8 protein-coding genes are annotated in these 12,178 nt (G+C 45.2%); 1 reads left to right on the forward strand and 7 read right to left on the reverse strand.

Translation table 11 applies throughout. The annotated features are described in order from the left end of the window. Window positions 1-78: 78 nt before the first annotated feature. Window positions 79-1,011, forward strand: coding sequence for an AraC family transcriptional regulator (locus AB4Z30_RS22455; protein WP_441929685.1), 933 nt, complete (start codon window positions 79-81; stop codon window positions 1,009-1,011). 220 nt (window positions 1,012-1,231) lie between these two features. Here the strand turns inward: AB4Z30_RS22455 and AB4Z30_RS22460 are convergent, their stop codons facing one another. From AB4Z30_RS22460 to AB4Z30_RS22490, 7 genes are all read right to left on the reverse strand, one after another. Continuing rightward, window positions 1,232-2,161, reverse strand: coding sequence for a hypothetical protein (locus tag AB4Z30_RS22460; protein WP_441929686.1), 930 nt, complete (start codon window positions 2,159-2,161; stop codon window positions 1,232-1,234). Between the two features lie 393 nt (window positions 2,162-2,554). Further along, complete coding sequence (locus AB4Z30_RS22465) at window positions 2,555-4,378, reverse strand: adenine deaminase (RefSeq protein WP_441929736.1); 1,824 nt, start codon at window positions 4,376-4,378, stop codon at window positions 2,555-2,557. 428 nt (window positions 4,379-4,806) lie between these two features. After that, window positions 4,807-7,182, reverse strand: a complete 2,376-nt coding sequence (gene helD, locus AB4Z30_RS22470; protein ID WP_441929687.1) for an RNA polymerase recycling motor HelD — start codon at window positions 7,180-7,182, stop codon at window positions 4,807-4,809. A 194-nt stretch (window positions 7,183-7,376) separates the two neighbouring features. Next, window positions 7,377-7,838, reverse strand: coding sequence for a pyridoxamine 5'-phosphate oxidase family protein (locus AB4Z30_RS22475; RefSeq protein WP_441929688.1), 462 nt, complete (start codon window positions 7,836-7,838; stop codon window positions 7,377-7,379). Between the two features lie 134 nt (window positions 7,839-7,972). Next, a complete protein-coding gene (locus AB4Z30_RS22480; protein ID WP_441929689.1) occupies window positions 7,973-9,040 on the reverse strand; it encodes an FUSC family protein in 1,068 nt (355 codons plus the stop codon). Window positions 9,041-10,032: 992 nt separating this feature from the next. Next, window positions 10,033-10,698: an HD domain-containing protein gene (locus AB4Z30_RS22485; RefSeq protein ID WP_441929690.1), complete on the reverse strand. Its 666-nt coding sequence runs from the start codon at window positions 10,696-10,698 to the stop codon at window positions 10,033-10,035. Then, a complete protein-coding gene (locus tag AB4Z30_RS22490; protein ID WP_441929691.1) occupies window positions 10,698-12,137 on the reverse strand; it encodes an NAD-dependent malic enzyme in 1,440 nt (479 codons plus the stop codon). The genes AB4Z30_RS22485 and AB4Z30_RS22490 overlap by 1 nt, the downstream gene beginning before the upstream one ends. Between the last annotated feature and the right edge of the window lie 41 nt (window positions 12,138-12,178).

Raw genomic sequence — 12,178 nt, forward strand, 5'->3', positions numbered from 1 at the left:
TTATAGCATGTTCAGGGCAGATTTGCAGATTGAATTGCAAACGATTACATCCATTCATATACATAAGGAGGTTCCACGATGGAACGTGAACATTTACGCGAAGATCGAATTCACGGCAACGCCATGTACCCGGTTAGTGTATACCCGGACATTCAGCAATTGAATGGGGACAGCATTCTCGATTGCCACTGGCATGATGAGATGGAGTTCACCATGGTGACGCAAGGCTCCGCCGTGTTTCAAATTGACATGAACCGAGTTCAAGTGAAGGCCGGAGAGGCTGTTTTTATTCATCGGGGTGAGATTCATGCAGGATATCTGATAGGCGATGAGCCTTGTATCTTTTCTTCCGTTGTGTTTCATTCGGATCTTCTTGCTAGTCATACGTTTGATACGGTGCAGGAGAAGTTTATTGGACCTATTTTGCGAAAAAGTATACAGCTCCCCTATCATATCAATACTGATGAAGCTTGGGGTTCAGAAGTTCTAGCCTACCTGAAGTGCATCTTCGCAGATCACGCGAGCGGGACAGAAACCTGTGAGATATCTACGAAAGCCTACCTCTATCTCATGCTCGCCCGTATGTTTGAACAGCGGAAGGCACTTCCGGTCAAAAATGTAGTTAACGGGGGAACACCGGATAAGGTGGAGCGTCTAAAATCAGTTCTCGGTTATATTCACAAGCGATATCCTGAACCGCTCAAATTGAAAGATCTAGCGAGTGAAGCGAATATGAGCGAAGGACATTTCTGTCGTTTTTTCAAACAGATGGTGCAGAAGAGCCCTGTCGATTACATTAATTATTATCGGGTGCAGCAGGCCTGCGCGCAGCTTGAGAATACGGATCATAAGATTGTGGATATCGCCATGGATGTTGGGTTTGAGCATCTGAGTTATTTCATTACCACCTTTAAGAAACACAAGAACACAACCCCGTCTCAGTACCGTAAAGTGTTTTCCAATAACATGACCCTTGCACCTACTGCGTTTACAGAGGTTCAGATGATTTAATGAAGGAAGATCAAAATCAGCTCCATCCGTTAATACTAAGAATCTCTTATGTAGAATGATACTGCATAAAAAAGAGCAATAAAAAGGTGCCTTCAGCAAGTAAGCTGTAAGCACCTTTTATTTACGTTAACCCCTATTAATTAGATGACGCTCTCCAAATGCTCTTTCTATTTCTAATTCTTAATTCCCTAAAACATGCCCTAAGAATACGAATCTTGCTCTACTTTCTTAACGTCTTCCAAGAAGAATACTCATGAACCGAAAAACCATTAAAGGAAGTGTGAGCACTCGCCATTTTCTCGACTAACTTCAACTGTTCCTCCATGTAGGCATCTCCCTCTTCGTAAAAGGTTATAAAATCGCCTTCCTTGCTTTGCTTCGTTTCCACCGCAATCGATATTTTCTTACCTACAGAAGCCGCATCGATAAGTTCATCCTTTGCCACATTATAGATCGCGGCCGCTGTATCCCGATAAGCCATAATCGTAATGGAATCAAATTTGCGGATCATCCAGCTGCTCACTGCCATCGTTGAACCCGGAATTTTGTAATTGTCCAACCAGAACGGCAGATCAGCTGCCACCGGCATGTTCATACGCGCAGCACGGTCTACAATATAATCTACATTTCCCTGCCACTGGATAATCACACTGGCTTGATTGGTCTTCCACTGCGGATGTACATGAGGTTCAATATCCAGATGAATACCTGCAAATTTCTCACTAGCCAGTGCCTGTGCCTGATAAGTTACGATCCAGTCCATAAAGGAGGCAATCTGTTCACGGCTCTCGGTCAGTCCCCAGGCGGAACGCCCGTCCATCACGTCAACAGCAATATTCTGAGCTCGCGCAAGCCGAATAAAATTTTTGTATTCAGGGAATTTCAGATCCCGGTTCATCTGTAAATAGATCGTATTAATGTTGTTCTCCCCAGCAAACTTCAATATATCCTGCGCATTATTTCGAATCTGCATCGTATCCCACACCCATGTAGCCCGTACGGGACGATCCAGTTTGCCATGAATCGTGGCATAACTGTCCACCGGTTCAACGGAACCTACGGCAGCGACTCGGGTAGAACAGGCCGTACTTAAACACAAAACCAGACAACTCATCAGCAGAATAAAACGGAAATCTTTTTTAGTTTTCATATTTGTACACTCCCTTGAAGTTATGGCAGCTTTACGTATACATCCGGAGGAATGAATGTCGTTTATTATTCATTTTTTGCACTTTTGTGGAAGTGCGATGAATCCAAACTTCTTTTATACGCAATATCACCTTTAAGACTCACGACGAAAGAATCATATAACTTATTTCGGGAATTCACAGTTCTGAATACATAGTTCAAAAGTCACAAATTTTAATATCATATGTAAAAATATAAATTCAAGCCACGACTTCAGTCTGTATTTCACTTCTAACACTTCAATTCTGTAGACCTATTTCAACGAATTGAATTTCCCACACGGTGACCCATCTTTGCCAAAAAAAACCGCCCGAAGGCGGTCTGTGATTTCATTTTTCATTTTTCATCTCTTCTTTTAATTCTGTGCTGTCCCAGCTTGATCTGCATTCGGTTCATCAAACAGAGATACCCGTTCAATACCCTCTGCAGAGATACGCACAAGTCCAATGTCAGACAACCGTAGTTCAGGGATAACGACCAGTGCTAACAGAGATAGCGTCATAAAAGCATTGTTTAAGGTGCAACCTGCCGATTGCAACGCTTCGCTAACTGCTGTTGATTGCTCTGCTACCACTTCAAATGGTTCCACCGACATCAGCCCGGCAATGCGAAGCGGAAACTCGGTCACACCTGCATGTGTTACAACGGCTACACCGCCCTGCATGCGGATGACACGATTACCAGCTTCCGCCATAAGTGCATCATCGTTTCCGATGATCAGCAGATTATGACTGTCATGAGCTACCGTCATGGCTATCGCTGCTGGCGAAGTGAACCCGATCCCACCGACCAGCGCCACTGCGCGATTTCCGGTTTGTTTATGGCGTTCCAGCACAGCAATTTTGCATACCTCGCCTGCGGCAGGCAGAACCACCTTGCCACCTTGCACATTCACTTGCACATGCTTCTCCTTCGTTTCCACATGATTTTCCGTCACATGGATAATGCGTGCGCCTATAGTACCCTCGACAATGGGTGCAGACAATTCCAAATCCTGTGGCTGGATGTTTGCTTCCAGCTTCACTGTATTGAGCGCTTCCTCAGGATAATTGAACGTATCCCACACGGCTGTCATTTTACCGTTCTCGGCTACAACTTGCCCTGCAGCAATCGTTGTGCCTACACGGACATCCGCAAGGCGTCCGTCTAACAAAATAATATCGGCCATGTTACCCGGAATCACCGCTCCGATATCACGCGCCACACCAAAACGTTCTGCCGTATTAATCGTAGCCATCTGGAATGCTGTAACGGGCTTCACGCCTTGGGAAATCGCCAGTCGAACGACAAAGTCCATATGGCCCTCTTTCAGCAAAGATTCGGAGCTTCGATCATCTGTCACCAGCATCATTCGCCGGGTATCCAGTCCAAGCTCCGTACATGCTTTGATGGTCTCGGCGACATCATGCCATGCAGAACCCTGGCGCATCTTCGCATACATACCAAGTCGCAAACGCTCCACTACATCTTCTTTCGTAACACACTCATGATCCCCCGTGACTCCACTCGCTGCATAAACAGGCAGACGCCAGTCGTCCGAGGCCCAGGTGAAATGTCCATCTGCTACTTTGCCTGCATGCAGTGTTGCTTGAATCTCCCCGATCATCGTTTCATCTCCATACACAACCCCTGGGAAATTCATTACTTCGCCCAGACCAATCATGTCCGGCCCCCATGATAGTGCCTCTGCTACCTCTTCAGGTCCGATATAAGCTCCTGTCGTTTCCAGTCCCGGATGAGTGGAAGGTACGCATGAAGCTACTTGCATATAGGCTGCCATAGGTGTGGTACGTGCTTCATCCAACATAAGTCGCAGTCCTTTAAGTCCCAGTACATTGGAAATTTCATGCGGATCAAAGAAACCACCTGTCGTACCGGATGGCAGGACAGCTCTTGCGAACTCGGATACTTTCATCTGCGTGCTCTCAATATGACAATGGCCATCTAACAATCCTGGGGCAATATATTTCCCATTTGCCTCAATAATGCGAGTATGTTCTCCGATCGTATGACTTACATCTCTGCCAACATACGCAATTCTCGCCCCTTGTACGGCAACAGACATATTCGGAAGAATTTCACCCGATATCACATTCACCAACGTGCCGCCCCGAATCACCAAAGTTGCCTTCATATCTCCCCGGGCTGTAGCGACCAAATCCGGTACGCAATCGGCCATCAGCGGCCGTTCAAAAGTTGTTATATTCAATTTGTCTGCCTCCTTCATGAAATTACCTGTTCCGTTGCCTGTTCCCCCAAATGAAGTATTTTACCCACACAATGAAGTATTTTACCCATACAATGAAGTATGTGTTACCCCTACAATGCATTATTTTTCCCCATCGTCGTGCAACGCTCAAAAAAATAGATTGTTACGATTATATGAGCCTGAGCTGCATGTGTAAAGAAAAATTACATCTATTGAATACATGCACAAGGAGATTCGCCTTATTTATCAATAAGAACTAAGATATGTATGCCCATGTCACTATTGTTAGCAACTTTCGCTTCATAACATACACAAAAAGAGGTCAACCAGGACATATCTGGCTAACCTCATCTTGTAGAAGAACTCACTGCAACATACCGCTCGGATTAGTCCTCTTTTTACTCCACACGAGTTGCAGAAATATCTTGCATCTCATACCACTCTTCAGACTGTGAGGTGATAAATGGACTTGGCTTTCCTAACGAATAAACATGCAGCAAATGCATCGCCCGGGTACAGGCGGTATAGAACAGCTTGCGCTCTTGTTCACGAGAATAGGCTTCAGCCGATCCGTTATAGATTAACACCGCATCAAACTCCACACCTTTCGCCAAATAAGCCGGAATAACATGGACACCCTGTTCGAACGCCAGTGTTGTTTTTTTGATCAGCTTAGGGGCCGCCTTCAGCTTGTGACTTAGTATTTCATGTACTTCCTTGCTTTCCTCAGCCGTCTTACAGATCACCGCTACAGATTCGTAACCCTCCTGCATCAGATCATTCAGATCTGCTGTGATTTGTTCCACATGCTGTTCTAGATCAGAGGATACGATAACTTTGGGTTTCTCTCCATTCCGGTTAAACGGGATAATCTCCTCCCCGCCGGGAACCATCCCCCGTGTAAATTCCACAATCTCCATCGTGGAGCGATAACTGCGTGTCAGTACAATAACTTCTGTATTCTCTGGTCCGTATAGATCACTTAACGGACCGGTACCGTTAATTACAGAGGAATGTGCATAAATAGCCTGATTGAAGTCACCAAGGGCCGTAATTTTCGCATGAGGAAACAGCCTTTTCATAAATGCCAACTGGAATGCAGAATAATCCTGTGCTTCATCAATAATGACATGGCGAATGTTCGAATTAATATGGAAACCGAGCAGCAATTCGCGCAAATACAAATACGGCGTGATGTCCTCATAGGCCAGTTCCTGCACCTTTAATCTACGCAGCGTCATAGTTGAGATTTCTTCCCAGTGAGGCGGCAAGGGCTCTCTATCCAATAAATGAACCATCTGTGTCTGATCCTGGAACAGGTTCGCATACAACTGACGGATATCGACAAAACGCAGTGATTTAATCCATTTGCGTAAAGGCTTAAGTCGATCACTAACCACCATTCTGGCTAAAATCTCTCTTTCCTGCTGAAAATCATCAAACGTATGTGATTTGCCTTTTTGTTTACGTTTTAACCGTCGGTACGCGCGTTGCAAATCTTCCGGCTCCATCAAATCGAGCTGCTGATCCACCCATGGCGCTTCCAGTTCGCTTTTACCAAATGCCGACAGTTCCTTAAGCAACCAGTCCCGCAACAACTCCAGCCGGCTCACCAGTTTGACAGAAGAGCCGAAGCTGTAGAATTTCTCAGCCATCGCTTCTGCATCGACAATAGCTTTGCCCTGAAAACGTACAGGCTTGAATCTCATTCCGCCTGAAAGCATGCTTTCCTTGTACCGGGTGATCACATTCAGGAATGATGCAGAAGACTTGAAACGTATACTGGACATTCGTGCATCATAACCAGGCTCCTCGGTTTCCGTAAGCAAATATTCGAGCTGGATAAATGGGTCTTCAAGCTGATATTCGCGGCCTAAACGGCGTTCCAGATATTCTTGAAACGTTGTCTGCAACATGTTCTCCTCGCCAAGCTCTGGCAATACCGTAGATACGTAGCTGTTAAACATCGGGTTCGGTGAAAAAAGAACCATCTGATCCGCTTGCAAATGCTCACGGTATTTATAGAGAAGATAAGCGACTCGCTGGAGCGCGGCAGAGGTTTTGCCGCTGCCAGCTGCGCCCTGAACAATCAACATGCGTGTCCGGTCATTACGAATGATCCGGTTTTGTTCCTTCTGAATCGTTGCGACAATACTCTTCATTTGTGCATCAGACGTTCGGCTGAGCACAGCCTGAAGCAGCTGATCTCCTATCGTTACCCCTGTATCAAACATAAAGCGAATCCGGCCATCCCGAATAACAAACTGCCGTTTCATCTCGATCTCTCCACTAATCTCGCCGCTTGGTGTACGGTATGAGATCGGCCCCGGCGCACCATCGTAATACAGGTTGGAAATAGGTGCACGCCAGTCGTAGATCAGGAAGGATTCTTCCTTCTCATCCAGCAAGGACGCAATCCCCAGATAGATACGTTCTGCATCCGGATATCCGTTCTCTTTAAAATCGATCCGACCAAAATAAGGTGAATGATGCAATCGTTTCATTTTATTCAGTGCCGCAGCTGTATTCAGATGACTTCGCTCGCGGTCTGACAGGACCTGTGATTGTTGCCGCATGCTCGTTGACGTCTCCCCGACATCATCGGCTTCACTGAAGTTCATCGTTACTTCATCCCAGAAGTCTTTACGCATCCCAACCACTTCGTCCCGGAAGGAGCCCACCTCTTCTTCCAATGTAGCGATTTTGCGCTCAATCTGATCGGTAACGGTGTTCACCCGCTCCTGTTCTTTGTCCCACTGTTGCTCTGTACTCATAAGTTGTGCGCCTCTCTTTCCCCGGATTGTGTCTTCGAATATCCATTTGACAAGCCCGAAAAGGCAATGGTATAATTATTAGAAAGTAAACATTTTAATTTTATGTTAATTAATTCTAATTCCTGAAAACCATTTTATATTTTACCAGTGACAGCGTCCCGATGCAAGCGGAGACGTTATTTGTTGTTTTAACGCTACCTCTTTAAATCCTCAATGGTTGCCGTCCAGCGAGCCAAAGCCCCGATTTGATCTTTTAATTGAAACGTGATGCCAGACGTAATTTCCGCATAAGGTGCCTGATCTACACGAAGTTGAAGGATAGCACACTCATATCGATCTCGCGGGTGAACAGCTTCCGCTAGTTCAGGCAACAGACGAACTTCAAGTCTTACATGCAATAAACGCTGTCCTTGTACTGCAATTAACGTAGCCTTACCTGTTTCCATCATATTCATACTCGTCTGCGTGCCTTGCCAGAGTGCCAAACGAAGACAGTCTGGGCTTACAGCAACGACTTCCCCCATGCTGATCATAGCCAGATGTGGCCACTGCGCGTCAGTTACGGTCAGCAATTGCAATGCCTCGTGCTGCTTGCTCTCCAGATTGCTTCCGTTAAACCATTCCATAAGTTCTAAGTCCAGCTGCTTTAGCTCCATCTCTTCTACCCCTTAGTTCGTTCATAATCGTTGTCATTCTTCTCATCTTATAGGTTGAATTCACCGATAGACCAAACAACCCGGACGTTACTGTCCGGGTTTGGTTGTTTCTTTATTGTATCTGATTTTTGCAACTAAGGCCATTTCAGCCAGTTCAGCATACTGTCATGTGACTCTTTGTCTTCAGTTGAAGTGTGCACATGGTCTGCGAGCCGGTTCAGCCGTTCCAGCTGATATCCGTAATCATATATCGCCGCGGCCACAATCGACAACCTTAACATTCCGCCCTTATCAACATCGAACTGGGCAATGGCCTGTTCCATAAAATGATCATTTTCCGATATAAACAATGCAGCCTCTTCACCATTTGGTTTTAATTTGTCTTCGAATTTGAGCAAAGCATGTTCATGAAATTTAATGACCCGTTCGAGATGGGTATCAAAAAACAGATCCATTTCGGGTGTTCGCTGTGCCTGAAAGTAGTGACGTTCTACTGAATCCAGTACATCGTATCCCTTTTGCAAACTGAGCAGCATTTGCTTGTATACGACCATCTGACGGGTTTCACTGAATTTGGCACGCTTCATCTTCTTCTGCTCTTCTTCGAACAGGTGATATTTGTCTGATAAAGATTTGATCGACCCGCCAAGATTGCTTTTCTCTTCCCGGAAAATAACCTCTTTAATCTCATCCGAGATCGATGTTCGAAGCAGCAGTGACATCCCGTTAAACACACTTTGGATCTGCTTCACAAACTGCACCTTTGGTTTAGGTGGAAACACCGAGATGTTAATCAGAAAGGCTGATATAATGCCCACAAGCGTTAACAAGAAGCGATTCAGTGCAAAATGCCAATCTCCCGAGGCTTCCATAATGGATACCACCGTAACCAGTGTCAGCCCTACCGTTTCACCCATATTTAATTTAAGACAAATCATAATAACCAGCACAATAATTAACCCTACGGCGATGGGTTCATTGGACAGCACCATGCCCCCTAGCAAAGCTACAATTGCCCCCAGCGTTGTCGTCTGCAACTGATCGAGGAAATACTTCCACGAACGATAGATGGAAGGCTGCATGGCAAATATCGCTGCAATGGCGGCAGGCACAGGAGATTGCGGGTTCAGGAACAAACTGCTCAGAAATAAAGCAAGCGTGACCGCTATACCTGTCTTAAGTACACGTGCTCCAAATGACATGGCATCCCCCTCCTACTACCCGACATGTTTGTTTACATTTGATGATAATCATGTTCATTATTACCCCATATTTCTATTTTGGCCCGAATAACTTTAGGAGAACGATTTATTGTACCATGAGTGCTTGTAGCTTTGCACCTTCATTCTCTGAGGTCCTTACATGATTCCAAATTAAATATAATATTTATACCGCCACTACGAAAACAGAAGAACCTTCCAATCGCTGTTATCCCCAGATTTTTTTGATTCTCTTTCCTAAAGGGAAAATCCGGTGATAAAGGCGAGCGCTTCGCTTTTTCAGGTTTTTTCTGTCTTCTTCGTTTTTGTATAAATGATGAGTTGGACTTATTAAAATAATATTTAAAGTTTCGTATTACGACCCGATATATTATGTATAAATTAACAAGTAGAGACTAAATAATGAATTTAAAAGATTATATTCCACTCGCTTCAGCTTTGGTTATTGTATTAGGATGGGTAGTCACTTATTTTTTTAATTTGAAACTTAAAGCAAAAGAGACTTTTCTTAGCCGAACAGAAAATGACATTAGGAATTTGTTACTACATATGATTTCAGACTTAAGAAGTATACGAGAAGAAAAACATCATCCAACTCACCTTTGAAAGATGAAATCATTCTTTGAAAAATATAGTTCTCCGACATCTCATTTATACCTATCGACTAGTTCATTAATCATTGAGCAATTTAATCATTTTGAGAAACATTATATCCTTTATCAAACCGACCACACTTCTAAGCAACATGATAACTTATACACTTCTTTATCAATACTTGAGGAATCAGTTGAATTAAAATTAAAAGATTACAGAAAAGTTTTATTTAAACAATATGAATGCTTCTATAGAGTTGAACTATATTTCTGGCCAATAAGCTCAAAAGTCCGAGTGGAAATAATCCAACCATATAAAAATAATCTAAGTAACAAGGTCACCACACAGCCTTTAAAGACCCATGGTGACCTTCTATACATTTATCTGTCTGTGCCTGCCCATTCCTGCTTGAACTGCTCCACAAACTGCACCATATACTCATGACGCTGCTTCGCCAGTTCCTTGCCATAGGACGTGTTCATCAGATCTTTAAGCTTGAATAATTTTTCGTAAAAATGATTGATCGTTGTGCTGCGCCCATTGCGATATTCCTCACGGGTCATCTGTTCCCGCGGCGGTAAGGAAGGGTCGTACATTTCACGGCCGCGGGCTCCCGAGAATGCAAACGTACGGGCAATGCCTATCGCTCCAAGTGCATCAAGCCGGTCTGCATCCTGCACGACCTGGGCTTCCAGCGAGTCGACTGCATCCCTTTGACCACCCGCATACGATATCGTACTGATAATGTTTACTACCGACTCACGGGTAGTAGAATCTAGCAGTTGGGTGTCCAGCCAAGCATGCAGCTTCGCCATACCGGCCTCCAGACTGTCATTCAGCTTCTCATCCGGTACATCATGCAACAGTGCAGCCAGTTCGCATACAAACAGGTCTGCACCCATGTGACGAGCCAGCCTGCCCGCTAGAGTAGTCACACGCTCAATATGTGACCAGTCATGCCCATCAGAATGTTTGGACGCCTCTTCTCGTACAAAGGCACGAGCCGCGCACAGGATGGCCTCTTTATTGGGTGAATCGGATGCCATCAGGATTCTCCACCTTCACGGGCTTGTTCACGCGGTACACGTCTTGCCACACCTGTCTTGATTGCCGCTTCAATAACACGACTGCGCATCGATTTGACAATCTTATCATTAAATACACTTGGGATAATGTAATAACGTGTACGCTCTTCATCCGAGATGGACGAGGCAATCGCCTGAGCAGCAGCTAGCTTCATCTCTTCATTAATTTCCGTTGCCCGGCAATCCAGTACAGCTCTGAACATACCCGGGAAACAAAGCACGTTATTAATCTGGTTCGGATAATCCGAACGTCCTGTCGCCATTACGGCAACGATATCTTCGACCAGTGCAGGCATGATCTCAGGTACAGGATTTGCCATCGCAAATACGATTGGATTGTCTGCCATTGTCTGCACATCCTCACGAGTCAACAAATTACCTCGCGATAAACCAATGAATACATCGGCATCCCGAATAACTTCTCGCAAGGAACCTGTCTCCAGTTCAGGATTAGTACGTGCCGCATATTCGGTCCATACCTCATTCTCATACGTATTCGTGCGCACGATTGCTCCGTCACGATCTACACCGATCAGTCGCTTCGCACCTGCGGACAACAAAATGTTGCTGCAAGCTACCCCCGCCGCTCCAATGCCACACACGACAATTTTCACATCTTCGATGGACTTGCCAACCAGTTTGAGTGCATTGATCAGACCCGCATACAATACAACGGCTGTACCATGCTGGTCATCATGAAATACCGGAATATCGAGCTCTTCATTCAACCGTCGTTCGATCTCGAAACAGCGCGGTGAAGAAATATCCTCCAGATTAATGCCGCCAAATGCCGGTGATATCGCTTTCACTGTGCGAATAATCTCTTCGGTATCCTGTGTATCCAGGCAGATCGGGAACGCATCTACACCCGCAAATTGTTTGAACAGCATCGCTTTACCTTCCATCACCGGCATAGCTGCACGTGGACCAATATTACCTAGTCCAAGCACTGCGCTGCCATCGGAAACAACCGCTACGGTATTTCGTTTAATCGTTAATGAAAAAGCTTTGCCGGGTTCTTCTGAAATAGCGGAACATACACGAGCTACGTCCGGTGTGTACACACGGGAAAGGTCTTCCCGGTTATGAATGGGTGTCTTCGGTGTAACTTCAATTTTACCGCCAAGATGCAGCAGAAAAGTACGGTCCGATACGTTAACGATGGACACGCCTTTAAGCTGGCGTACCGCTTCTATAATTTTACTGTTTTGCTGCGAATCGGTGACCGCGACAGTCAAGTCACGCACACTGACATCCTGATTGGTCGAAATGACGTCAATGGCAATGATGTCTCCCCCAGCTTCCGAGATGGCCGAAGCCACTTCGCCAAACTTGATATCTTTCGTTGTCATTTCCAGCCGAATAATAATGCTGTTGCCGTCCAGATTTCTCTGATTCATTTCAATTCCTCCCAGACAATGAAAGTCTTAAGTTGACAAGT

This window comes from Paenibacillus sp. 2TAF8 (genome assembly GCF_052114825.1).
GTDB lineage: Bacteria > Bacillota > Bacilli > Paenibacillales > Paenibacillaceae > Paenibacillus.

What these genes read in the sequence shown, in the direction of transcription:
- AB4Z30_RS22455 (WP_441929685.1), top strand. Translation starts at nt 79, where the DNA reads ATGGAACGTGAACATTTACGCGAAGATCGAATTCACGGCAACGCCATG.
- AB4Z30_RS22460 (WP_441929686.1), bottom strand. Translation starts at nt 2,161, where the DNA reads ATGAAAACTAAAAAAGATTTCCGTTTTATTCTGCTGATGAGTTGTCTG.
- AB4Z30_RS22465 (WP_441929736.1), bottom strand. Translation starts at nt 4,378, where the DNA reads ATGGCCGATTGCGTACCGGATTTGGTCGCTACAGCCCGGGGAGATATG.
- helD (WP_441929687.1), bottom strand. Translation starts at nt 7,182, where the DNA reads ATGAGTACAGAGCAACAGTGGGACAAAGAACAGGAGCGGGTGAACACC.
- AB4Z30_RS22475 (WP_441929688.1), bottom strand. Translation starts at nt 7,838, where the DNA reads ATGGAGCTAAAGCAGCTGGACTTAGAACTTATGGAATGGTTTAACGGA.
- AB4Z30_RS22480 (WP_441929689.1), bottom strand. Translation starts at nt 9,040, where the DNA reads ATGTCATTTGGAGCACGTGTACTTAAGACAGGTATAGCGGTCACGCTT.
- AB4Z30_RS22485 (WP_441929690.1), bottom strand. Translation starts at nt 10,698, where the DNA reads ATGGCATCCGATTCACCCAATAAAGAGGCCATCCTGTGCGCGGCTCGT.
- AB4Z30_RS22490 (WP_441929691.1), bottom strand. Translation starts at nt 12,137, where the DNA reads ATGAATCAGAGAAATCTGGACGGCAACAGCATTATTATTCGGCTGGAA.